This window comes from Rahnella sp. RFA10(1/100) (assembly GCF_004195115.1).
GTDB lineage: Bacteria > Pseudomonadota > Gammaproteobacteria > Enterobacterales > Enterobacteriaceae > Rahnella > Rahnella perminowiae.
The window spans coordinates 165,780-190,082 of sequence record NZ_SEWR01000007.1; the positions used below are offsets into that span (position 1 = coordinate 165,780).

At 52.2% G+C, this 24,303-nt stretch carries 22 protein-coding genes; 16 read left to right on the forward strand and 6 right to left on the reverse strand.

Features of this window, described 5'->3' with window-relative positions; all coding sequences use genetic code 11:
- The 5 genes from accC (at nucleotide 1) to ETV65_RS19625 (ending at nucleotide 4,939) form a co-directional block, all read left to right on the forward strand.
- Complete coding sequence (accC, locus tag ETV65_RS19605) at nucleotides 1-1,350, forward strand: acetyl-CoA carboxylase biotin carboxylase subunit (RefSeq protein ID WP_129954762.1); 1,350 nt, start codon at nucleotides 1-3, stop codon at nucleotides 1,348-1,350.
- 84 nt (nucleotides 1,351-1,434) lie between these two features.
- Nucleotides 1,435-1,677, forward strand: coding sequence for a YhdT family protein (locus ETV65_RS19610; RefSeq protein WP_165383762.1), 243 nt, complete (start codon nucleotides 1,435-1,437; stop codon nucleotides 1,675-1,677).
- The gene (gene panF / locus ETV65_RS19615; RefSeq protein ID WP_129954764.1) at nucleotides 1,667-3,112 is read left to right on the forward strand and encodes a sodium/pantothenate symporter; all 1,446 of its coding nucleotides are present in this window, start codon (nucleotides 1,667-1,669) and stop codon (nucleotides 3,110-3,112) included. The genes ETV65_RS19610 and panF overlap by 11 nt, the downstream gene beginning before the upstream one ends.
- A 43-nt stretch (nucleotides 3,113-3,155) precedes the next feature.
- The gene (gene prmA, locus ETV65_RS19620; protein WP_129954765.1) at nucleotides 3,156-4,040 is read left to right on the forward strand and encodes a 50S ribosomal protein L11 methyltransferase; all 885 of its coding nucleotides are present in this window, start codon (nucleotides 3,156-3,158) and stop codon (nucleotides 4,038-4,040) included.
- 146 nt (nucleotides 4,041-4,186) lie between these two features.
- Entirely contained in the window at nucleotides 4,187-4,939 is a 753-nt protein-coding gene (locus tag ETV65_RS19625; protein ID WP_129954766.1) for a carbonic anhydrase family protein, read from the forward strand.
- Nucleotides 4,940-5,115: 176 nt separating this feature from the next.
- Here the strand turns inward: ETV65_RS19625 and ETV65_RS19630 are convergent, their stop codons facing one another.
- The gene (locus ETV65_RS19630) at nucleotides 5,116-5,985 is read right to left on the reverse strand and encodes a hypothetical protein (protein WP_129954767.1); all 870 of its coding nucleotides are present in this window, start codon (nucleotides 5,983-5,985) and stop codon (nucleotides 5,116-5,118) included.
- A 502-nt stretch (nucleotides 5,986-6,487) separates the two neighbouring features.
- Between ETV65_RS19630 and dusB the strand changes: the two genes are divergently transcribed.
- The 9 genes from dusB (at nucleotide 6,488) to ETV65_RS19680 (ending at nucleotide 14,740) form a co-directional block, all read left to right on the forward strand.
- Nucleotides 6,488-7,453 carry a tRNA dihydrouridine synthase DusB gene (gene dusB, locus ETV65_RS19640; RefSeq protein ID WP_129954769.1) on the forward strand — a complete coding sequence of 322 codons (966 nt, stop codon included), beginning with the start codon at nucleotides 6,488-6,490 and terminating at the stop codon, nucleotides 7,451-7,453.
- 21 nt (nucleotides 7,454-7,474) lie between these two features.
- A complete protein-coding gene (fis, locus tag ETV65_RS19645; RefSeq protein WP_004097144.1) occupies nucleotides 7,475-7,771 on the forward strand; it encodes a DNA-binding transcriptional regulator Fis in 297 nt (98 codons plus the stop codon).
- A 200-nt stretch (nucleotides 7,772-7,971) separates the two neighbouring features.
- Nucleotides 7,972-8,400 (forward strand): DoxX family protein, encoded by a 429-nt coding sequence (locus ETV65_RS19650; RefSeq protein WP_129954770.1) that lies wholly within the window; start codon nucleotides 7,972-7,974, stop codon nucleotides 8,398-8,400.
- 426 nt (nucleotides 8,401-8,826) lie between these two features.
- Nucleotides 8,827-9,744, forward strand: coding sequence for a kdo(2)-lipid IV(A) palmitoleoyltransferase (gene lpxP, locus ETV65_RS19655; protein ID WP_129954771.1), 918 nt, complete (start codon nucleotides 8,827-8,829; stop codon nucleotides 9,742-9,744).
- A gap of 90 nt (nucleotides 9,745-9,834) precedes the next feature.
- A complete protein-coding gene (locus ETV65_RS19660) occupies nucleotides 9,835-10,020 on the forward strand; it encodes a hypothetical protein (RefSeq protein WP_129954772.1) in 186 nt (61 codons plus the stop codon).
- A gap of 410 nt (nucleotides 10,021-10,430) precedes the next feature.
- Nucleotides 10,431-11,456, forward strand: a complete 1,026-nt coding sequence (locus tag ETV65_RS19665; RefSeq protein WP_129954773.1) for an amino acid ABC transporter substrate-binding protein — start codon at nucleotides 10,431-10,433, stop codon at nucleotides 11,454-11,456.
- Nucleotides 11,457-11,672: 216 nt separating this feature from the next.
- Nucleotides 11,673-12,851, forward strand: a complete 1,179-nt coding sequence (locus ETV65_RS19670) for an amino acid ABC transporter permease (RefSeq protein WP_129954774.1) — start codon at nucleotides 11,673-11,675, stop codon at nucleotides 12,849-12,851.
- A gap of 15 nt (nucleotides 12,852-12,866) precedes the next feature.
- Nucleotides 12,867-13,970, forward strand: coding sequence for an amino acid ABC transporter permease (locus ETV65_RS19675; RefSeq protein WP_129954858.1), 1,104 nt, complete (start codon nucleotides 12,867-12,869; stop codon nucleotides 13,968-13,970).
- A gap of 8 nt (nucleotides 13,971-13,978) precedes the next feature.
- Complete coding sequence (locus ETV65_RS19680; protein WP_013577309.1) at nucleotides 13,979-14,740, forward strand: amino acid ABC transporter ATP-binding protein; 762 nt, start codon at nucleotides 13,979-13,981, stop codon at nucleotides 14,738-14,740.
- Nucleotides 14,741-15,364: 624 nt separating this feature from the next.
- Here ETV65_RS19680 and ETV65_RS19685 read toward each other — a convergent pair.
- Both ETV65_RS19685 and ETV65_RS19690 read right to left on the reverse strand, forming a co-directional pair.
- A complete protein-coding gene (locus ETV65_RS19685) occupies nucleotides 15,365-16,054 on the reverse strand; it encodes an LrgB family protein (protein ID WP_129954775.1) in 690 nt (229 codons plus the stop codon).
- Nucleotides 16,047-16,469, reverse strand: a complete 423-nt coding sequence (locus ETV65_RS19690) for a CidA/LrgA family protein (RefSeq protein WP_129954776.1) — start codon at nucleotides 16,467-16,469, stop codon at nucleotides 16,047-16,049. The genes ETV65_RS19685 and ETV65_RS19690 overlap by 8 nt, the downstream gene beginning before the upstream one ends.
- A gap of 142 nt (nucleotides 16,470-16,611) precedes the next feature.
- Between ETV65_RS19690 and ETV65_RS19695 the strand changes: the two genes are divergently transcribed.
- Entirely contained in the window at nucleotides 16,612-17,490 is an 879-nt protein-coding gene (locus tag ETV65_RS19695) for a LysR family transcriptional regulator (RefSeq protein ID WP_129954777.1), read from the forward strand.
- A 72-nt stretch (nucleotides 17,491-17,562) separates the two neighbouring features.
- Here ETV65_RS19695 and ETV65_RS19700 read toward each other — a convergent pair whose 3' ends face one another.
- The 3 genes from ETV65_RS19700 to ETV65_RS19710 all read right to left on the reverse strand — a co-directional run bounded on the left by ETV65_RS19700 (nucleotide 17,563) and on the right by ETV65_RS19710 (nucleotide 21,943).
- On the reverse strand, nucleotides 17,563-19,212 hold the full coding sequence (locus ETV65_RS19700; RefSeq protein WP_129954778.1) for a Na+/H+ antiporter: 1,650 nt from the start codon (nucleotides 19,210-19,212) through the stop codon (nucleotides 17,563-17,565).
- Nucleotides 19,213-19,379: 167 nt separating this feature from the next.
- The gene (locus tag ETV65_RS19705; RefSeq protein WP_129954779.1) at nucleotides 19,380-20,747 is read right to left on the reverse strand and encodes an NCS2 family permease; all 1,368 of its coding nucleotides are present in this window, start codon (nucleotides 20,745-20,747) and stop codon (nucleotides 19,380-19,382) included.
- Nucleotides 20,748-21,274: 527 nt separating this feature from the next.
- A complete protein-coding gene (locus ETV65_RS19710; RefSeq protein WP_129954780.1) occupies nucleotides 21,275-21,943 on the reverse strand; it encodes a glutathione S-transferase in 669 nt (222 codons plus the stop codon).
- 266 nt (nucleotides 21,944-22,209) lie between these two features.
- On the opposite strand from ETV65_RS19710, the gene ETV65_RS19715 reads away from it, so the two are divergent.
- Nucleotides 22,210-24,303 carry a bifunctional diguanylate cyclase/phosphodiesterase gene (locus tag ETV65_RS19715; RefSeq protein ID WP_129954781.1) on the forward strand — a complete coding sequence of 698 codons (2,094 nt, stop codon included), beginning with the start codon at nucleotides 22,210-22,212 and terminating at the stop codon, nucleotides 24,301-24,303.

Genomic DNA, 24,303 nt, shown 5'->3' on the forward strand with positions numbered 1-24,303 from the left:
ATGGTAGATAAAATTGTTATCGCGAACCGCGGCGAAATCGCCCTGCGTATTTTGCGTGCCTGTAAAGAAATGGGCATCAAAACCGTTGCTGTGCACTCCACCGCTGACCGTGACCTGAAACATGTGCTGCTGGCAGACGAAACCGTCTGTATCGGCCCTGCAGCTTCAGTAAAAAGCTATCTGAACATTCCTGCCATTATCGCGGCGGCGGAAATCACTGGCGCGGTGGCTATCCACCCGGGCTACGGTTTCCTGTCCGAGAATGCCGATTTTGCAGAGCAGGTTGAGCGTTCTGGTTTTATTTTCATCGGCCCGAAAGCTGAAACTATCCGCCTGATGGGTGACAAAGTTTCTGCGATCCATGCGATGAAAGCAGCCGGCGTACCTTGTGTACCAGGCTCTGACGGCCCGCTGGGCGATGATATGGACCAAAACCGTGCCTTCGCAAAACGCATCGGCTATCCGGTCATCATCAAAGCGTCTGGCGGCGGCGGTGGTCGTGGTATGCGTGTTGTCCGCAGCGACAAAGACCTCGAGCAATCCATCTCCATGACCCGTGCGGAAGCCAAAGCGGCTTTCAACAATGACATGGTTTACATGGAAAAATACCTGGAAAACCCACGTCATGTGGAAATTCAGGTACTGGCTGATGGTCAGGGCAACGCCGTTTATCTGGCTGAACGTGACTGCTCCATGCAGCGTCGTCACCAGAAAGTCGTCGAAGAAGCGCCAGCACCAGGCATTACGGAAGATCTTCGTCGTTTCATCGGCGAACGTTGCGCCAAAGCCTGTGTGGATATTGGCTACCGTGGCGCAGGTACTTTCGAATTCCTGTACGAAAACGGCGAGTTCTTCTTCATCGAAATGAACACCCGTATCCAGGTTGAGCATCCGGTTACCGAGATGATCACCGGTGTGGATTTGATCAAAGAACAGCTGCGTATTGCATCCGGCCAGCCGCTGTCGATCAAACAAAGCGAAGTGAAGGTCAAAGGCCATGCGGTGGAATGCCGTATTAACGCGGAAGACCCTAATACCTTCCTGCCAAGCCCGGGCAAAATCACCCGCTTCCACGCACCTGGCGGCTTCGGTGTTCGTTGGGAATCCCATATTTACGCAGGCTACACTGTGCCTCCGTACTACGATTCCATGATCGGTAAACTGATCACTTACGGCGAAACCCGTGAAGTGGCGATTGCCCGCATGAAAAATGCACTGGCAGAGCTGATCATCGACGGCATCAAAACCAACATTGAACTGCAAATGCGCATTATGGACGACGAGAATTTCCAGCATGGTGGCACCAACATCCACTATCTTGAGAAAAAACTCGGTTTGCAGGAAAAATAAAAAGACCGTACCGTTGCGTACTCTCTTATCAAGGCCGGATATTCCGGCCTTTTTTACGTTTTGAGGGGAGACAAATAAATGGCATTGGATAAACGTTTTTTGCAAGCCAACCGCGAAGCCCGCTGGGCATTCGGGCTGACGATTGCCTATCTGCTGGCATGGTGTTTTGCTGCGTATATTCCTGACGACAAACAGGGTATCACCGGTCTGCCGCACTGGTTTGAAATGGCCTGCCTGCTGGTACCGCTGATTTTCGTTCTTTTAAGCTGGTTGATGGTTCGCGTGATTTATCGCGATATTCCGCTGGAGGACATTAATGCAGACTGAAGTCTTATTGCCACTGATTGCCTATTTACTGCTGGTTTTCGGGTTGTCTGTCTATGCCTATACCCGCCGCGAACAGGGCAACTTTCTGACCGAATATTTCCTCGGTAGCCGTTCAATGGGTGGTTTCGTACTGGCCATGACCCTGACCGCCACCTACATCAGTGCCAGTTCCTTTATCGGCGGCCCCGGTGCGGCCTACAAATTTGGTCTTGGCTGGGTATTACTGGCGATGATTCAACTGCCTGCCGTCTGGCTTTCACTCGGCGTACTGGGTAAAAAATTTGCCATTCTTGCGCGTCGTTATAATGCGGTCACGCTGAACGACATGCTTTTTGCGCGCTACCGGAGCCGCTTACTGGTCTGGCTGGCAAGCCTGAGCTTGCTGGTGGCGTTTCTGGGTGCGATGACCGTCCAGTTCATCGGTGGCGCACGCTTGCTGGAAACGGCGGCGGGTATTCCTTATGACACCGGTCTGCTGATCTTCGGCATCAGTATTGCGCTGTACACCGCCTTTGGCGGCTTCCGTGCCAGCGTCCTCAATGATGCCATGCAGGGGCTGGTGATGCTGCTCGGCACTATTTTGCTGTTGATCGCCGTCATTCACGCCGCAGGGGGTCTGCACAGCGCGGTAGATAAGCTCCGGCAAATCGACCCGAAACTGGTGTCCGTGCATGGCGGAGATGACGTCCTTTCACTGCCTTTTATGGCGTCTTTCTGGATTTTGGTGTGCTTTGGTGTGATCGGCCTGCCGCATACCGCTGTGCGCTGTATTTCCTACAAAGACAGCAAAGCGGTACACCGTGGCATTGTGCTCGGCACGATTGTGGTCGCCGTTTTGATGTTCGGTATGCATCTGGCCGGCGCGCTGGGACGTGCGGTATTGCCTGATCTGAAAATCCCAGACCAGGTTATCCCGACATTGATGATCACCGTACTCCCCCCTTACGCCGCCGGTATCTTTCTTGCCGCGCCGATGGCTGCCATTATGTCGACCATCAATGCGCAACTTTTGCAGTCATCAGCGACTATCGTTAAAGACTTGTACCTCGGTATTAAACCGGAGCAACTGACTAACGAGCGTAAGTTAAAACGCTTATCAAGCTGGGCCACCTTTATACTGGGATTATTGGTGTTGCTGGCCGCATGGCGTCCGCCGGAAATGATTATCTGGCTGAACCTGCTGGCATTCGGCGGGCTGGAAGCGGTGTTCCTGTGGCCGCTGGTGCTCGGTTTGTACTGGGAACGGGCAAACGCTGCGGGCGCGCTGAGCGCAATGATTGTTGGCGCAGTTTGTTATACCCTGCTCGCCAGTCTTGACCTGCATATTGCCGGTCTGCATCCGATTGTGCCGTCGCTGTTGCTGAGCCTGCTGGCGTTTTATGCCGGCAATAAATTTGGCAAACAGCCACGCGAAACCGTACTCAGGCCGTCCTGAACGGACGGTACTGCTATTACAGATTGTTAAGAAGAGAATGGCTATGCCTTGGATCCAACTGAAGATTAATACCACCGGTAACGACGCGGAAACGCTGAGTGATGCGCTTATCGAAAGTGGCGCGGTATCCGTGACTTTCCAGGATACTCACGATAACCCGGTTTTCGAACCGCTGCCCGGCGAAACCCTGTTGTGGGGGGATACTGACGCTATTGGCCTTTACGACGCGGAAACCGATATGGACGAAGTGATCGCTATACTGGAAAACGCACCGCTGCTGGGCAAAGGTTTTGCGCATAAAATCGAACAACTGGAAGACAAAGACTGGGAACGCGAATGGATGGATAACTTCCATCCCATGCGTTTTGGCGAGCGTCTGTGGATTTGCCCGAGCTGGCGCGATGTGCCGGATCCGAATGCCGTGAACGTCATGCTGGATCCGGGGCTGGCGTTTGGTACCGGTACTCACCCGACCACGGCCATGTGTTTGCAATGGCTAGACAGTCTGGATCTGAACGGTAAAACCGTGATCGACTTCGGTTGCGGCTCCGGCATTCTGGCGATCGCCGCGCTGAAGCTGGGCGCAAAGCATGTGGTCGGGATCGACATCGATCCGCAGGCCATACAGGCCAGCCGTGATAATGCCGAACGTAACGGTGTTTCAGAGGGTCTGTCGCTGTATCTGCCGCAAGACCAGCCTGAGGATCTGTCGGCCGACGTGGTAGTCGCCAACATTCTGGCAGGCCCTTTGCGCGAACTGGCTCCCCTTATCAGTGTACTGCCGGTCGCAGGCGGCCATCTGGGACTGTCCGGCGTACTGGCCAGCCAGGCACAAAGCGTGGCGGATGCCTATAAAGACAAGTTTGACCTGGATCCGGTGGCCGAGAAAGAAGAGTGGTGCCGCATCACCGGCATTAAAAAAGCCTGATTTATGTTCCCCGCTCTTTCTGTTTGTGCAGAAAGAGCGGATTTTCTTCTAAAACTCTTTTACGGCCTGTTCTCATATTTCTCCTGCCGCACAAAACCCTTACACTTTGCGAGGTTTTATTACTCAACACATGAAAGGGATATCTCTTGAAAGGAAAATTATTCTCTGCCGCGCTGGCCGCACTGACCTTGTCAGTTTCTGCACAACCCGCCTGCGCAAACGAAGCGTCGCACTGGTCATATGATGGCGACACTGCCCCGCAAAACTGGTCGAAACTCAGCCCTGATTTTTATCTGTGTGAACAGGGTAAAGCACAGTCGCCTATCGATATCAAAGATGCATTACAGGTGCACCCCCGCCCGCTTAAGCTCAGCTATCAGTTGCCACCGGTCAGTGTCATTAATAACGGTCACAGCGTGCAGGTAAATGTTCAGCAGGGGGACTTCGTTACACTGGACGGCGAAAAATTCGTTCTGCAACAATTCCATTTCCATTCCCCGAGCGAAAATACCCTCAACGGTAAATCCTTCCCGATGGAGGCGCATTTTGTTCATATGAATGCTGAAGGGGAGATTGCGGTGATTGCGGTGATGTTTGAAACCGGCAAGGCTAATGCCGGACTGGAAAAAATATGGCAACAAATGCCTGATAAAGCAGGAGAACCTGTCGCACTGAAGACGAAAGTTGATCTCCTTAGCCTGATGCCAAAAGACCTGACGCATTACCGCTTCAGCGGCTCACTGACCACTCCACCGTGCACAGAAGGGGTACGCTGGCTGGTGGTTAAAGAGCCTCAGACATTGTCTGAAACCCAGTTGGAGAAATTCCAGCATGCGATGCATCATGCGAATAATCGCCCGGTGCAAGGGCTGCATGGCCGGGTCATCGTCGCGCAATAATTGCGCTTCCCCTTCAAGGCAGCAGAGCGGGCCCGCTGCCTTATTTTTAAAACCTGGATGCCCTTCCTCTATTCCATGTATTCTCTGCGATATTTCATACACAGAAATATATCGGCTGAAATATGACTCCCTGTTATTTTCCGTAGCCGGTATATCACTCAATACTGTCTGATAAATTACAGTCTCGTGATCTCGTCTTCCTGATTAACATAATCATTAAGATTGTTAAAGCATACTGACAGCTCCTGGCACTCCTGATTAATTCCAGGATATTCTGAGCGAGGCAGGTACCGGGAAAATATGGATGAAATAGGCTCGCATTCCCAGGGCGGCATAACTTTAACGCCACCCAGCCAGTAAACCACATTATTGGCGACCTGAGGATTACCCCGGTTACGGTAAAGCCATCTTATTTCAGCGCTGGTAATATCGCCCGGTCTCTTTTCAATAACCCGCTCAAACGCGATTTCATCAAGGATAAAATGCACCCTTTTATTTCTGGTTTTGGTTTGAAACTCCAGCCCGGCTTTACTGGCCCGAATCCATGCTTCTTTAGCAATATCGAGGTTTGTATTAGACTTTTTGGGGGGTAGTTGCCGTATCCTCGCATTTTTCAAACGAGAAATATCCACTTCAACCGTTTTTCCCCAGTGTATGTATTGTGCCTGATGAACTGATTTTATCTGGTGAGGAGATATTCCGTTTTCCAGGTTCCATTTTTGATGGTTACGTAAAAAATGCTTAAATTGGATCGCCCTTTTCGGATCCGCGGTCGCTTCTCCTCTTGAGCGGATTTGTCTATCAGGCGAGTAAAACTTTCCGGGCGCATGCAGCCGGTGGCTTATTTTTGAAACATTGACCACACTGTTGGTCAGTTGATTTTGAATAATAATATCCTGTCGTTTTCTCCCGTGGCGTAATATTTTAATAAATATACCGTTGTCTCTCATCATGCTTCTAATTGCCCGGCACACCGCATCCCGGGGAGCATCCAGACCATAAATAATGTCCCCGTTTTGAAATTCTTCAATAATTTGTTCAAACATGACCCGTCTCCAAAATAAGGGGGTGATCATAATTCAACCAAATAGTAATAAAAATCCTGTTTCTCTACATGATACATTTAGCATGCTTATTATTAGAGTTTATCCCATACGCTGGGAGCGGAGAAAAAGGGGAACGGCGCAGCCTTTAGGCCAGACAAGTCTGAACTCATCCTGCGGCAGTCGGTGAGACGTATTTTTGACCAAAGAGTGATCTACGTCACGGAATTTTGTGGTTGTTGCTGCTTAAAAGGGCAAATCTACCCTTAGAATCAACTGTTATATCAGGGGGATTCAGAGAGATATTAGGAATTTGCACAAGCGCACAATTTAACCACATCATGATAACGCCATGTAAAACAAAGATAAAAAAACAAAATGCAGTGACTTACATCGCAAGCAAGGCATTTTCTTATCCAATTGCTCAAAGTTTGGCCTTTCATATCGCAACGAAAATGCGTAATATACGCGCCCTTGCGGACATCAGTATGGTCATTCCTAGTTCATGCGCATCGGACACCACCAGCTTACAAATTGCCTGATTGCGGCCCCGATGGCCGGTATCACTGACCGACCATTTCGTGCCTTATGTCATGCGATGGGGGCTGGGATGGCAGTATCTGAAATGCTCTCCTCCAATCCGGAGGTGTGGCGGACGGATAAGTCACGTTTGCGTATGGTACATAACGATGAACCGGGGATCCGCGCCGTGCAAATTGCCGGTTGTGACCCCGAAGATATGGCGGCCGCTGCACGAATTAACGTGGAAAGCGGTGCGCAAATCATTGATATCAATATGGGCTGCCCGGCCAAGAAAGTGAACCGCAAACTGGCAGGTTCTGCATTACTGCAGTATCCGGATTTGGTTAAACAAATCCTGACTACCGTTGTGAATGCAGTAGATGTGCCAGTCACGTTGAAAATCCGTACTGGATGGGCACCGGAACACCGTAACTGTGTACAAATTGCCCAATTGGCTGAAGACTGTGGAATTCAGGCCCTGACAATTCATGGCCGAACCCGTGCCTGTCTCTTCAATGGAGAAGCAGAGTACGACAGTATTCGGACAGTTAAGCAGAATGTTTCCATTCCGATTATCGCGAATGGCGACATAACTGACCCGCATAAAGCCAGGGCGGTACTCGACTACACCGGAGCTGATGCTCTGATGATAGGACGTGCCGCTCAGGGGAGACCCTGGATCTTCCGGGAAATCCAGCATTATCTGGACACAGGGGAGTTGTTACCTCCACCTTCTATGGGTGAGGTTCAGCGCTTGTTAATAGGGCACGTACGGGAATTGCACGACTTTTACGGTCAAGGCAAGGGATTCCGTATCGCCCGTAAGCACGTTTCCTGGTATCTCCAGGAGCATGCCCCAAATGACCAGTTTCGGCGCTCCTTCAACGCCATAGAGGATGCCAGCGAACAGCTGGAGGCGTTGGAAGCATATTTCGAAAATCTTGCGTAACAAAAAAGAGCTGACAGAACTATGTTCGAACAACGCGTGAATTCTGACGTACTGACCGTTTCTACCGTAAACTCACAAGATCAGGTGACTCAAAAGCCTCTGCGTGACTCGGTAAAACAAGCACTTAAGGGCTATTTTGCTCAATTGAATGGTCAGGACGTGAATGACCTGTATGAGTTGGTATTGGCTGAAGTTGAACAGCCACTGTTAGACATGGTGATGCAGTATACCCGTGGCAACCAGACTCGTGCGGCCCTGATGATGGGTATCAACCGCGGTACGCTGCGTAAGAAATTGAAAAAATACGGCATGAACTGATATTCATCAGTTAATGTCTTAAAAAGGCGCTTTTCCGTAAGGGGAGCGCCTTTTTGTTTTCTGCTTTATCGAAAAACCTTTAGTCCAAAATCTGCGCAAAACCTAATCCAGATCAACCCAAATGAGAATAATTATCCCCTGCATTCAGTGATTAAGAATTACTTTATAGAGACAATAAAATGTCTCCAGGAGTGATACTGATGAAGCAACTTTATCTCCGTTTTACCGCTGCACTGAACAAACCGGATCTGGCGATTTTGCTGTTGCGGATCACCTATGGCCTGCTGATTTTTCACGGCTGGCATAAGCTGCACGACGGACTGGGCGGCATTCAGGGCATGCTGGCAGGATATGGTATTCCGGCATTTGTCGCCTACGGCGTGATCATTGGTGAGGTGATCGCTCCTGTTATGATGATACTGGGGATTTTCACCCGCCTCGCGGCGCTCTCTGCGGCTGCGACCATGGTCGTCGCCTGGCTGATGGTCGGTGTCCACCACACCTTCGCGCTCTCTCCGGTCGGCGCATGGGCAATTGAAGATATCGTTTATTATTTCATGGCTGCTGTAGTGATCGCACTGTATGGCAGTGGCCGATATTCTGTGATGAGTAATCCGTTATATCGCTGATACTCCCCTTTTCAGCATGCTTCGCCAAAGGAGCGTGCTGAAATATCCTGCGGGTGTAACTGCGACGTCTGAAGGAAAACTCCCTTCTTTCGGTAGCGTTTTCATTTTGTTGTGTAAACCCTTCCGTAAAGAAACAGTAAATAGTGCGTTTATCGGACGATTCCCCTCTGCGGTTAGATCACGCGGCATGTTATACTCGCCTCAAGAGTCGTATTCGCCCCGCTCAACGCCTACGGACAGCCCTTCAGCTTCGCGATCCCGCCTTTTAAAATTATGTCTTGATTAAGTAAAAGTGAGTCAATTTGTGTACTTTCGAAAACGTTTACACCTTGATGTTGTCCCACTCTTTAACAGACAATCCGTATCGCGACTGAGCAAACCCCTGACGCGTTACCCCCGGTTTTTTATGCATATGATTGGGCTTTTATGACATCTCCTCGTTTTCGCGCATCTTTTTTACGTCCACGTTACTGGCTGACCTGGTTTGGTCTTGGCGTTCTGTTCCTGCTGGTTCAACTCCCTTATCCGGTGTTAAATCGCCTCGGCATCTGGTTGGGCCGAACGTCCATGCGCTTCCTGAAACGCCGTGTATCAATAACGCGCCGTAACCTGCAATTGTGCTTCCCGGATATCCCTTCTGATCAGGTCGAAGCGCGCATCATCAGCAACTTTGAATCCCTCGGCATGGGTCTGCTGGAAACCGGCATGGCCTGGTTCTGGTCGGACGCCCGTGTAAAACGCTGGTTTGACGTCAGCGGCCTGCATAACCTGAAAAAGGCGCAGGAAAATAAACAGGGTGTGCTGGTGATTGGCGTACACTTTATGTCGCTGGAATTAGGCGGCCGTGCGATGGGCTTATGTCAGCCGATGATGGCGATGTACCGACCGCACAACAATAAAGCGATGGAATTTGTGCAGACCTGGGGCCGTATGCGGTCTAACAAAGCGATGCTCGATCGCAAAGATTTACGCGGTATGGTTCACGCGCTGAAAAAAGGCGAAGCCGTCTGGTTTGCACCGGATCAGGATTACGGCCCGCGCGGCAGCGTATTTGCCCCTCTGTTTGCGGTCGATCAGGCCGCAACCACCAGCGGAACCTTTATGCTGGCACGTCTGGCAAAACCTGCGCTGGTGACTGTCGTGCTGGTACGTAAAGCTGGCGGTACCGGTTATGAACTGGTGATCCAGCCTCAATTACAGGATTACCCGCTCGATGATGAAATGGCAGCCGCCGCCTACATGAACCGGGTAATCGAAAAAGAAATTATGCGTGCACCCGATCAGTATCTCTGGCTGCACCGCCGCTTTAAAACCCGCCCGGCGGGTGCACCTTCGCTTTATTGATAAGCGCAAGAGTGGATAAACCCTCAGCCCGATGCCACCGCGTCGGGCTTTTTTCATTCATCGCATCCCATTAAGAGATCTGTAACTTTCATGGCTAAAAAAAACGACGCAACACCGTCTATCTTCGACCATCTCAAAGATGATGACAGCTTTGACCTCTGGGGACGTTCAGGCCTCAGCACCGCGCTCAATAAAGCCAAACCCAAAGCACCGGATAGCGACCAGATCGCGGCTGCACGCAAACTGATCACAGGCAGTAAAGATCAGGCCAAATAAGACGTCCCGTTTTTCTCCGCTGCACTGCCCCGGTTTTACACCCCGTTATGCCAATTTATCTCTCAGCTCATCCGAACTGAGAGATTTGCTCATGGTTTTGCCTCATTTTTTTTCCAAATATGAGGGCATATTTCACTTCGCTGCAAACATCGCGATCTGCACTCCAATATTGAAATATTCCGCACTCATTTAAGGCAGTCACATTGACCACGCACTGAAAGAGAGCAATAAATTTTATACACCTCGTCAATGTTACTGTGCAATTCCTCTATGCAACTTGATTGATGGGGCATTTTTCATGTTGGCACTCCCTTTGCAAAGACAGGTGCAGAGGGCGTTGCCCCATAACAGACAGGGTGCTCCGGCACTCACACAATAATAATTTTCAGTTTTGTCTCACAGGACGCTTTATGAAAAAAATATTGCTCTCAACACTGATTGCCGCAGCAAGCTTCGTGACACTGGCTGGTCAGGCTCATGCAGGTACCACTCTGGATGCAGTAAAAAAGAAAGGCTTTATTCAGTGCGGTATTAGCGATGGCTTGCCAGGCTTCTCTTACGCTGACTCCAAAGGCAAATTTACCGGTATCGACGTTGATGTGTGCCGCGCGGTGGCTGCTGCGGTGTTTGGTGATTCTGAGAAAGTGAAATATACCCCGCTGACCGCGAAAGAGCGCTTCACCGCCCTGCAGTCTGGCGAAGTGGATATCCTGTCCCGTAATACCACCTGGACCTCTTCCCGCGATGCGGGCATGGGCATGATTTTCGCCGGCGTAAACTACTACGACGGTATCGGCTTCCTGACCCACCAGAAAGCGGGTCTGAAAAGCGCCAAAGAACTCGATGGCGCAACGGTCTGTCTGCAGGCCGGTACAGATACCGAGCTGAACGTGGCTGATTACTTCAAAGCCAACAAAATGACTTACACCCCGGTGACCTTTGACCGTTCAGATGAAAGCGCCAAAGCGCTGGACTCCGGTCGTTGTGACACCCTGGCTTCTGACCAGTCTCAGCTGTATGCACTGCGTATCAAACTGGGCAAACCGGATGATTTCATTGTGCTGCCGGAAGTTATCTCTAAAGAACCGCTGGGACCTGTTGTGCGCCGTGGTGATGAAGACTGGCTGGCGATCGTTCGCTGGTCACTGTTCGCGATGCTCAATGCTGAAGAAATGGGCGTGACTTCTCAGAACGTTGTTCAACTGGCGGCTAACCCGACGACACCTGATATGAGCAACCTGCTGGGCAAAACCGGGACTTACGGTGCTGACCTGAAAGTGCCTAACGACTGGGTCGTGAAAATCGTTAAGCAAGTGGGTAACTACGGCGAAAGCTTCGAGCGCAACGTCGGTCAGGGCAGCGAGTTGAAAATTAAACGTGGCCAGAACGCCCTCTGGAATAAAGGCGGCATCCAGTATGCACCCCCTGTCCGTTGATTTTATCCTTCGTACTTGACGTTGCAGCGGCGTTAGCGGCATTCGGTCACCCGAATCACTGACCCGTGTCAGCTCATCGGGATTCCCTCCCTTGCCGCCTTGCTGCAACGCCAGTTACTTTGGATAAACAAAAGTTCAGTCTGATAAAGGAAGCTGATGGACCGGTCGTTCCCCGGTGCATCACTTCCACTGTTTTACCTGCAGGTCGAGGATCTTATGTCGCAACGCCCAACCGGAAAAGTCTCGTTCTCGCTGGCAAACCCAGCCGTACGAGCCTGGATTTACCAAATTTTCGCGGTGGTGTTGCTGGTGGCCTGTCTGGGTTACCTGCTCCACAACACCATTACCAATCTGACAACACGAGGGATCACCTCGGGATTTGCGTTTCTTGAAAAAGGTGCCGGTTTCGGCATTGTTCAGCATCTGATTGACTATCAGGAAGGCGACACCTATGCGCGCGTATTTGTTATCGGTCTGCTGAATACCCTGCTGGTTTCTGCGTTGTGTATCGTTTTTGCCTCGATTCTCGGGTTCATTATCGGCTTAGGGCGCCTTTCCGATAACTGGCTGATTCGTAAAGTCTCGACGGTGTATATCGAAACGTTCCGCAACATTCCACCGCTGCTGCAAATCTTCTTCTGGTATTTCGCCGTACTGCGTAACCTGCCGGGGCCGCGTCAAAGCCTGAATGCTTTTGACCTGGCTTTTGTCAGTAACCGCGGTCTGTACCTGCCGTCACCGGAACTGGCACCGGGAAGTCTGGCGGGTTTTATCGCCGTGCTGCTGGCTATTTTTGGCATCATTGCGCTGCAACGCTACAACCATTTCCGACAGATACACACCGGCCGGATCTGGCATATCTGGCCGTGGGCGATTGTCATGATCGTTGCATTTCCGGCGCTGGCACACCTGTTTTTCGGGCCTGCATTGCACTGGGACGAGCCTGCACTGCGCGGTTTCAACTTCCGTGGCGGCATGGTGCTGATCCCGGAACTGGCAGCGTTAACGCTGGCGTTATCGGTCTATACCTCAACCTTTATCGCCGAAGTAATCCGCTCCGGTATCCAGTCTGTTTCGCACGGTCAGCATGAGGCCGCCCGTTCGTTAGGTCTGCCGAATCCGGTCACCCTGCGTCAGGTCATTTTGCCGCAGGCGATGCGGGTGATTATTCCACCACTGACCAGTCAGTATCTGAACATCGTGAAAAACTCTTCTCTGGCGGCAGCAATTGGCTATCCGGATATGGTATCGCTGTTCGCCGGTACCGTGCTCAACCAGACCGGTCAGGCAATTGAAACCATTGCTATTACGATGTCAGTCTACCTGATCATCAGCCTGGTAATTTCCTTCCTGATGAACATTTACAACCGCCGTATCGCACTGGTCGAGCGTTAAGGGAATCCCATGACAATGACAACACTTCCTCCGGGAGTCAGAGCCGTGAAGCCCGGTACGCCACTTGGTATCGCCGTGCTCTGGGCGCGTAAAAATCTCTTCTCCAGCTGGTTTAACAGCCTGCTGACTTTGTTCTGTATATGGCTGATGTGGCTGGTGATCCCTCCGTTGTTGAACTGGGTGATTTTCCAGGCCAACTGGGTCGGCACCGCGCGCACTGACTGCACCAAAGCTGGCGCGTGCTGGGTCTTTGTCCATGCACGTTTCGGGCAATTCATGTACGGGCTGTATCCGTTCGATCAACGCTGGCGTATCAACGTCACACTGATCGTCGGTCTGCTGACTCTTGCGCCGATCTTCTTTAAAGCCATGCCCCGGCGCGGACGTTATATCGCGTGCTGGATGGTGCTCTTCCCGATTTTCACCTGGATCATGCTGTACGGCGGTTTCCTGGGACTGAGTCGCGTCGAAACCCGCCAATGGGGCGGCCTGACGCTGACGCTGATCATTGCCGCAGTCGGTATTGCCGGTGCGTTACCGCTGGGCATTATGCTGGCGCTGGCACGGCGTTCAAGCCTGCCTGTCGTGCGCATTCTCTCAGTGATTTTCATCGAATTCTGGCGCGGCGTGCCGCTTATCACCGTGCTGTTTATGTCCTCGGTGATGCTGCCGCTGTTTATGACCGAAGGGACAAATATCGACAAACTGGTGCGCGCACTGGTGGGGGTTGTGTTGTTCCAGTCCGCGTACGTCGCGGAAGTGGTACGCGGCGGGTTACAGGCGCTGCCGAAAGGTCAGACCGAGGCCGCCGAGTCACTGGCGCTCGGCTACTGGAAAACGCAAGGCTTAGTCATTCTGCCGCAGGCGCTGAAAATGGTGATACCGGGTCTGGTCAATACCATTATCGCGCTGTTCAAGGACACCAGTCTGGTGATCATTATCGGCCTGTTCGACTTGTTTAGCAGCGTTCAGCAAGCCACCGTCGATCCCGAATGGCTCGGCATGTCGACCGAAGGCTATGTCTTCGCCGCCGCCGTCTACTGGATTTTCTGTTTTAGCATGTCGCGTTATAGCCAGCATTTGGAAAGACGCTTTCACACCGGACGTTCCGCACACTGAGGTAAACCATGAGCGACCATCAAGTCACTGAAAACCAAAATATGATGATCACGCTGGAAAACGTGAACAAGTGGTACGGACAGTTCCACGTATTGAAAGATATCAACCTGAGCGTGAAACCGCGTGAACGTATCGTGTTATGCGGCCCTTCCGGCTCCGGGAAGTCAACGACCATTCGTTGCATTAACCATCTGGAAGAGCACCAGCAAGGGCGCATCGTAGTGGACGGCACTGAACTGAACGATGACTTGCGCAATATCGAACGCGTACGCACCGAAGTCGGTATGGTATTTCAGCACTTCAACCTGTTCCCGCATCTGACCGTGTTGCAGAACTGTACCCTGGCACCGTGCTGGGTGCGTAAGATGCCGAAGAAGGAAGCCGAAGAACTGGCGATGCATTACCTGAAACGTGTGCGCATCGCCGAACATGCGCATAAATTCCCCGGTCAGCTTTCCGGTGGTCAGCAGCAGCGCGTAGCCATCGCCCGTTCGCTGTGTATGAAGCCTAAAATCATGCTGTTTGATGAACCCACGTCTGCACTCGACCCTGAAATGGTGAAAGAGGTACTGGACACCATGATTACGCTGGCAGAAGAAGGCATGACTATGTTGTGCGTGACGCATGAAATGGGCTTTGCCAGAACCGTCGCCGACCGGGTGATCTTTATGGATCGCGGGGAGATCGTCGAACAGGCACCACCACTGGAGTTCTTCGCCAATCCGAAATCAGCGAGGACGCGGGAGTTCTTATCGCAGGTGATCCATTAAGCTGAGGCCGCAGCTTGACCGGCATATGAACGGAATGGTGAAGGTTTCGGTTTCTCAATAGCGGTGCTCGCTTAGCGGCTGCCGCCGAAACCGCCCAAAAGGGGAAAGTGCTTTTCCCCTTTTGGATTTCCCCTCGCTTTTTCAACACGCGCTATCGCTCGCTGGCTATGTTTCAGCCACCACAGTGACAGGCTGGAAATCTTGCCGCTGCGCGGTTCCTTCCCTCGGTCCTGGAGCCTCTGGTCTCCAGGCCGCTCCGTTCAGCAAGCTTTCTGAATCGCCCGCAGGCTTTTTTAAAAGAAGATGGTGAGGTTGTGAGGTTAACGCTGAGGCCGGTTCCAAAATATCGCCGGACGAGAGGTGGAAAACCGCGCGGTAGTTTGCGCGGGTTGTAACCCGACGGGAGGGCACCGCGCAGCGGCGGAATTTTGCGGCTGTCGCTGCCGCACCTGAAACATGGCCAGCGAGCGAAGCACGCAGTTAAAAAAGCGCGGAGTCCAGAGGCCCGCGCGTTACCGGGTCTCTGTTCGGTGTGGGCCGACGCCCACAACCTTGAATTTGAATTTGAATTTGAATTTGAATTTGAATTTGAACTTAAAGTTTCAGATCTTTTTCAAAAGATCATCACCACATCAGCCCCCCAATCACCGGCGCAATCACCACCGTGACAACCCCCGCCAGCATCATCACCAGGCTCGACACCACACCTTCTTCCGCACCCAGTTCATAAGCTCTCGCCGTGCCCGCACCGTGTGACGCCGCACCGAAACCGGCACCTTTTGCGAGGCCGCTTTTTACCGCCAGGCGCAGAAACAGCATATCGCCGACCGCCATACCAAAGACGCCCGTGATCACCACAAACAGCGCCACCAGATCCGGCTGGCCACCCATTTGTTTAGCGGCGGCCAGCGCAAAAGGCGTAGTGATGGAGCGTACCGCCAGGCTGCGCTGGATTTCTTCCGGCAGCGTCAGCATGCGTGCCAGCCAGACCGAACTGCTGACGGCAACCACTATCGCCGTCAGCACGCCTGCACTGAGTGACATCCAGTGACGACGGATCACTGCCATATTTTCGTAAACCGGCACCGCAAACGCGATGGTTGACGGCCCGAGCAACCACAGCAACCAGTGCGTTTCACCGATGTAATCCTGATACGACGTATGCGTCACCACCAGCAAAATCACCAGCACGATGGGTGTGAACACCAGCGGCATCAGGAGCAATGTGCGTTTCTGGCGGTACAGTTTTTTGTTGCCGTAATACAGCCCGAGGGTGACCACGAAACACAACATGCTGATCAGTAAATCAGTCACGGTTTGCCTTCCTCGCCGCCAGACGTTGCTCCAGACGATACACTTTATCAACGACCACTGCGGTCGCCCCGAGCGTCAGCATCGTGCTGATACCAATCACCAGAAAGATTTTCCAGCCTTCGATCATCAGCAACTGGGCGTAATTCACCACAGCCACCACGGCCGGCACAAAGAACAACAGCATCTCTGCCAGCAGCCAGCGGGAACCGGCTTTCACCCATTTCACCGGTAAAATACGGAACATAATCAGCAGCAAAAGCATCAGCATCCCGACAATATTGGCAGGCAAAGGCAGATGGAGCGCAGTGACAAGGCGATCGGCTATAACGAATAACACCGCATACAGCACCACCTGAACAGGGATCTGGCAACGGGTCAGCAGGGACGGCGCTTTAGTGCGCAACGCCAACAACATGGGAATAACCTCGAAAGAGGAAAGAGTGAAAAAGAAGTATACGCTGGCAGGAAACCGGTAAAGAAATGAATTAAAATTATAAAAATGATTCCAGTTTGGAATACTTCGTGACTCGCCGATCTGACCGGGAAAATATCCGCCCATGGACGTTCGTACCTTACGCTATTTTGTCGAAGTGGTTCGCCAGCAGAGCTTTACCCGCGCAGCGGAAAAGTTATTTGTCACCCAGCCGACAATCAGCAAAATGCTGCGTCATCTGGAAGAAGAACTGGCATGCACGCTGATTGTCCGCGAAGGACGCCGCTTACGGCTGACCGACAGTGGTCAGGCGTTGTATCAGCGCGGCCTGAATATTCTTGAAGAGTTTCGCCAGCTGGAAGCAGAACTGGAAGACATTAACTCGCTGAAATCCGGTCATTTACGGCTGGGCATCCCCCCGATGGTCGGTACGCAAATTGCGCCGCTTATCGGCAGCTTTCGCCAGCAATATCCCGGCATCGAACTGATTATTTCCGAGTTTGGCGGCCTGACGGTGCAACAGGCGGTGATATCCGGCGAACTGGATCTGGCCCTCACCGCCCTGCCGGCGGACGCTGTGCCTTCTATTGCCTCTCTGCCGCTTTTCAGCCATCCGATGTGTGTGGTGATGCCCCGCACCCCGCACTGGCTGAACAGGACGCGTATGTCGATAAGCGAACTGGCTGAAGAAAGCATCCTGATTTATAACGAAGATTTTGCCCTGTACCGCCAGCTGATGGATGCCTTCGCCTCACACGGTTTTACGCCAAAAATTGCGGCACGCAGCGGGCAATGGGATTTCCTGGCAGCGATGGTACAAACCGGTATGGGTGTGGCGATTTTGCCGGAACCGGTCTGCCAGCGGCTGGATAAAAATGCGCTGATGTGGCTACCGCTGGATCCGCTGATGCCGTGGCAGCTCGGGCTTATCTGGCATCAGGGCAGTTATCTCTCGCACAGTGCGCAGGCCTGGATCACTCTGTGCAGGGATTACTGGAAATAGCGGGAAGTTAGTGGGAAATAAAAACCGCGTGAACGTTGCAGCACACGCGGTTCCTGATATTGCTTGTAACTTTTACACTTCTTTTTCGACTAACAATGCTTCGAGTAAGTCCAGATCATGCAGCAGTTTTTGCAGGGTCTCGTTACTGATTTTCTGCGTGGCGCGCAGATGATAAAGCTCACCACGTTCCGCACGCAGTGCAGTCAGACGGAAGCGGCGCTCCAGATTTTCCAGCTTCAGCGCGGTTTCCATATCATCACGGTTTGCCGTGCGTCGTCGTAACGTCCCGATCACCCGCGAACTGATCTCCTTCAGCGTCTGTTCATCGATATTTTCTTCGGTATCTGCCGCCAGACGTTCTTCCATTTTATGCAGGCTTTCGATCGCCACTTCTGCTGCGATCGATTTCGCCATGCGTTCTTCTTCACGGTAGGTCGTGCCGTCAGCCACCACCACACCTCTGAGCAGGAACGGCAAGGCAATCACGCCTGCGATCAGTGAGAAAAGAATGACGCCGGTCGCCAGAAAGACCAGTTGATAACGCGACGGGAACGCCGAACCATCAGCCAGGAATAACGGAATCGACAACACACCGGCCAGCGTAATGGCCCCTCGCACACCCGCAAAAGAGGCCACCCATAGCTCACGCGTGCTGTAGTTGCCAAACAGCAGCGGTTTCTTTTTCAGAAAACGGTTGCTGAAACTCTTCATTACCCACAGCCAGACGAAACGCAGGATCAGCAGCGCAAAATAGATAATTCCGACGTCGGCAAACAGATGCCATGTCACAATAGACGGGTCGTGTGTGGCCTGATCGATAGAGTTCTCAAGGATCCCCGGTAATTGCAGGCCCAGCATGATAAACACCATGCCGTTGAACACAAACTCAAGCATCGCCCACACGCTGTTCGCGCGCAGGCGCATCGCCAGTGGCGCGTTACGTATAATGCCGGACTGGCTGATGGTCATCCCCGCCGCCACTGCGGCCAGAATGCCCGACACACCGATATGTTCGGCAATCAGATACGAGGCGAACGGCAGCAGCAGCAGGAAGACAATTTGTGTCGCCGGATCATCACCGCTCCAGCGGCTCATGATGCGCAGCGATTTACTGTATAACCACGTCACCGCCACACCGGCCATCAGGCCGCCGATCGCCACTTTAAGAAATTCGACCGTTGCACCACCGACGGTAAAAATCATCGTGCCCATCGCCACAGCAATAGCAAATTTCAGGGAGACCAGGCCGGATGCGTCATTCATCAGCGCCTCACCTTCCAGCACGCCCATGATCGACTTCGGAATACGCCCCTTACCGACAATCCCGCCCAACGCCACGGCATCGGTTGGTGAAAGCACGGCTGCCAGCGCGAACGCGGCCACCAGCGGGATATTCGGCACCATCATATAAATCAGATAGCCAATACCAACGACGGTGAGTAACACCAGCACCAGTGCCAGCCCGAGAATTTCGCGCCCGTGGTGGAGGAATTCGCGGGTCGGGGTTTTCCAGCCATCAGCAAACAGTAACGGCGGGATAAAAAGGACGAGAAACAGCTCAGGATCGAAATCCACATGCAAACCAAAATTTGGCCAGGCCAGCAAGGCACCGACAGCAATCTGCATTAACGGAAGAGGAACCTGAAACGGCAACATTCTGGTGACGACGCCGGAGAGCGACACCACCAGAATCAAAATCAGAATGGTAAAGAAGATTTCCATGCTTTCCTTAGACTCTTGTTTTTATAAATTTCAGCCAGACGCAGGTGAGTGAGTCCGGAGCGAACTAAGGAATAGTAGATCAAAAGGAGATGTGATTTAAATCAGTGCGTGCGGTTACATCAGAGAGGATTTGCTCCTCCCCCTGCGAAGAGGGAGGAGCAAACAGATCAGATCGCCCATCCGCCCGCATAAAACGCCACCAGCGCCACAGCGATAATCACCGTCCCAGCGTTAAGTTTACGCCATTCGCCGGAGAAAATACGGCCAATCACCAGTGCGCTGAAACCGAGCATAATGCCGGTGACAATGTTACAGGTCAGAACAATAAAGACCGCGCAAAGTAACCCTGACATCGCGTCAACAAAATCGCTGAAATCCAGTTTGGTGACGTTGCTGAGCATCAGCAGACCAACGTACATCAGCGCAGGTGCGGTGGCGTAAGCAGGAACCAGATAAGACAGCGGAGACAGGAACAACATCAGCAGGAATAGCACACCGACCACGGTGGCTGTCAGGCCGGTTTTACCGCCAGCCGCCGTGCCGGCTGCCGATTCGATATAAACCGCAGCCGGAGAAGCGCCAACCAGGGAAGCGAAAATACTGCTCACGGAGTCAGCCGTCAGGGCTTTGCCGCCGCTGATGATCTGCCCGTTTTCATCCAGTAGATTGGCCTGACCGGCGACCGCGCGAATGGTGCCGGTGGCATCAAACACCGCCGTCATCACCAGGGCCAGTACACTGGGTAATACCGCAGCTTTCAGCGCGCCCATGATATCCAGATCGAAAATCACCGATTTGCCGTCAGCGCCAGCCAGAGAAGGCATCGCAAACAAACCCTGATATTTCACGGCAGGATCGAAGATCAGGCCGATAATCGAAATCGCGATAATCACCAGCAAGATGCCACCCGGAACACGCAGTTTCTCCAGGCCAAAAATCACCGCCAGACCGAGTAATGTCATCACTACCGGGAAAGAGGTGAACGCGCCAAGTGCCACCGGTAAGCCGTCCAGCGGGTTTTTCACCACCAGGCCAACACCGTTGGCGGCGATCAGTAACAGGAATAAACCAATACCGATACCGGTGCCATGCGCAACGCCTGTTGGCAGATTGCGCAAAATCCACGAACGGATGCCCGTCACCGAGATAATAGTGAACAAGACGCCCATCAGAAATACCGCGCCGAGTGCCACCGGTACGCTGATATGCTGGCCCAAAACCAGACTAAAAGCGGTAAAGGCAGTCAGAGAAATGGCGCAACCAATCGCCAGCGGCAGGTTTGCCCACAGGCCCATCAGCAAGGAACCAAAACCGGCAACCAGACAGGTCGCAACAAATACTGCACTTGGCGAGAAGCCTGCTTTGCCGAGCATGGATGGCACGACAATGACCGAATATACCATCGCCAGGAAAGTCGTTAAGCCCGCTATCACTTCCTGACGGACATTACTGCCACGCGCACTCATTTTGAAAAAAGCATCAAGCGGGCTTTTTGGCGCAACGGCGCTGCCCGCCTGAGGTTGTTGACTCGACATGGAAAATCCTCTGAATGTCTTTACTGATTAGCCGGCGTGGTCATTATGAAACCGTTTCTGCACGTTCCTTTCCTTATTTGTCGTCCTGAATCGCCGGAAACAGCGTCAGTACGGCAAAGCAAACGTTTAACTCGCAGCGCGTATGGCGGGGACTCATTAAAAAAACGCCCCAAATAATTCATGTTGCAGGAAGGCGGCAAGGAAGGGAATCCCGATGAGCTTACTCAGGTAAGTGATTCGGGTGACCGACCGTAGCCAACACGTCTGCAACGTGAAGTATGAAGGGGAGGTACGCAAACGATTATCTCGCCTTTAACCGGCGCACATCAACTGTGAATGGCAATAATTTACCGTTGTCCGGTCAATAAAAACGCGATTGTGGTGGAAATTTATCCGGTGGCAAAAAAGGAAGAAAAAGAGGCGAAATAAATAGCAGGGTATTTATTGTGGTTTATTTTTATCAGGCGCTGATTGCGTACCCCATCACGCGCAATCAATGCCTGAATAATATAAAAGCGCGTAATGGATTAACGTAAAATATTAAATGGTCCGCCGTTTTCCAGCGCCTTCTGATAGGCCGGACGTGCAGTCACATTTGATAGCCAGGCATTCAGTTGCGGGTATTTCCCAAGTCCGGACCGGGCATTGATCGCTTCTATCGGGAAACTCATCTGAATATCTGCTGCGCTGAACTGATAACCGGCAAAATAAGGATGAGTTACCAGGTGCTGTTCAAGATAATCCAGATGAGTATGGATCTGTTTATCCAGATAATTTTTCTGCACGCCCTGCCCGATCGCGCCGGCAATCGGGCGGATCAGCCATGGCATTGGCGGTTGACCCAGACGGCTGAAAATCAGCTTCATGACCAGCAAAGGCATCAGCGATCCTTCAGCGTAGTGCATCCAGTAGCGATATTGCTGACGCTCAGCAAACGCCGTGGGTTTCAGCGTGCCCGCATCGTCATACACCTCCTGCAGGTATTCAATAATGGCGCCGGATTCCGCGAGGATCAGTCCGTTATCTTCCAGTACGGGTGACTTGCCCAGAGGATGAATTTTTTTGAGTGATGCCGGTGCCAGCATGGATTTTTTATCCCGCTGATAACGTTTGATTTCGTAAGGAATGTCCAGTTCTTCGAGCATCCATAAGATTCGCTGCGAACGGGAATTATCCAAATGATGCACTGTTAACATAAATGTCTGTCGTCCTGTTTCATTTAATTATTTGTTAACTATAGACAACGCTTTCAAAACGCGTATCTGTTTCGTTTTAAAACCCTCCCTTTCTTCAGGATTAATTTATCAAAAAACTTTTTATTTGATTAAAATCACTTACGGATTAATCTTAATTACACGAAAAAAAATATCGTAAGTTCATTCGCCTTTAATAATTCTTAATGCCATTATCGCCGGATAAAAATCAGCCCGTCGCTATCGACTCTCTCTTTGTGGAGCCTCACATGTTTTCCAGTAATTACAACAATGTGCTTGTGATGTTTTCGTTCATTGTTGCAATGCTTGCCTCTTATACCGCGCTAGATATGGCGGGCCGGGTCGCCACCACGGAAGGAAGGGCTTCCCGACTTTGGTTAACAGGTGGCGCCATTGCAATGGGCATCGGCATCTGGTCGATGCATTTTATCGGCATGCTGGCTTTTAATTCCCCGATGCCGATGGGTTATGACCCTTTCATCACCCTGCTTTCTATGGTGATCGCCATCATTTCCTCAGCCTTCGCGCTGTGGCTGGTCTGTCTGCAGGAATTACCGACCAGACGATTATTTGCCGGTGCCTTACTGATGGGCGGCGGTATTGCCGCTATGCATTACACCGGTATGGCCGCCATGCAGATGATGCCGCCCATTACCTACGATTACCGCTGGGTGGTGCTCTCTGTTGTTGTTGCGATTGTCGCTTCCGGCGCGGCGCTGTGGATGGCATTCAATTTGCGCCAGCAGTCGCCTAATGTCCGCCTGCTGCGCATCAGCGCTGCGGTGATAATGGGCACCGCGATTGTCGGTATGCATTACATCGGCATGGAGGCAGCCCGATTCCCGACGGACAGTCACAGTATGGCAGCGTTCAGCGGCGTGGATAATAACTGGCTGGCGTTACTGGTGATTGTGGTCACGCTGGCGATTCTGGCCATCACCTTGATCATCTCTATTCTCGATGGCCGGATGCAGGCACGCACCTCAATTCTGGCGTCTTCTCTGGCACAGGCAAACCGCGAGCTGACCCAACTGGCGCTGCACGACAATCTGACCCGTTTACCTAATCGTTTGTTACTGGAAGACCGCATGAGTCAGGCACTTCAGAAAGCGTTGCGTGGTGAATCGCAATTTGCGGTACTGTTTCTGGATCTCGACGGGTTTAAAGCGGTTAACGATGCCTTCGGCCATCACATCGGCGATCAGCTGTTAATTTCCGTCACTGAACGTCTGCAATCACAGCTCCGGGCGGCGGATACGCTGGCGCGTCTCGGCGGCGATGAATTTGTACTGCTGGTTGAAATCACCGAACCGACCGATGCGTCACAACTGGCCGATAAGCTGGTACATCTGATTGCACGTCCGTTTTATGTTTCCCGCTATGAACTGCTGGTCTCTGCCAGCGTGGGGATTGCAGTATATCCGGGCGATGGAGAGAATGAGCGCGAGCTGATGCTCAATGCCGACGCCGCGATGTATCACACCAAAAATTCCGGTCGCAACGGCCACAGTTTCTTCCAGCCGTCGATGAACGCCAACGCGCAGAACCAGTTGCAGATGCTCAATGATTTGCGTCTGGCGATTGAACACCATGAGCTGCGCCTGCACTATCAGCCAAAATTTATTGCGCCTTACGGGCCGGTGAGCGGCTTCGAAGCACTGCTGCGCTGGGAGCGCGGGGGTAACATCCTCAGCCCTGATATATTTTTGCCGCTGGCAGAAAAAACCGGCCTGATTATTCCGATCGGCGAATGGGTGCTGAACGAAGCCTGTCGCCAGTTACGGGAATGGCATATGGCCGGACATACGCAATGGACGGTGGCGGTGAATCTTTCCACATTGCAATTTGAACAGACGAATCTGGTCGAAATGGTGATAGAAACCATTGAACGCCATCAGATCCCGCCTGAAATGCTCACGCTGGAAGTCACCGAAACCACCGCCATGCGCAACCCGGATAGCAGCGTAGAAATTCTGGAGCGCCTGACACAGTACGGCGTAAAAGCCTCGATTGACGATTTCGGTACCGGCTATTCCAGCCTGCTCTATCTGAAACGTCTGCCCGCCAGTGAGCTGAAAATCGACGGCGCATTTATTAACGACCTGATTGCAGGCAGCGAAGATGCCAGTATTGTTTCTGCGATCATCGCCCTCGGCCAGACGCTGAACCTCAAAGTGGTGGCCGAAGGCGTTGAAACTACCCAACAGCAGGAATTCCTGACGCAACTGGGCTGCGATACCTTGCAGGGTTATCTTCTGGGACGTCCGATGACGCCCCAACAAATTGCCCAACACCCCGATACGGACTGGGAGTCAAAACTCCCCCTGACGCATAAAGGCTGA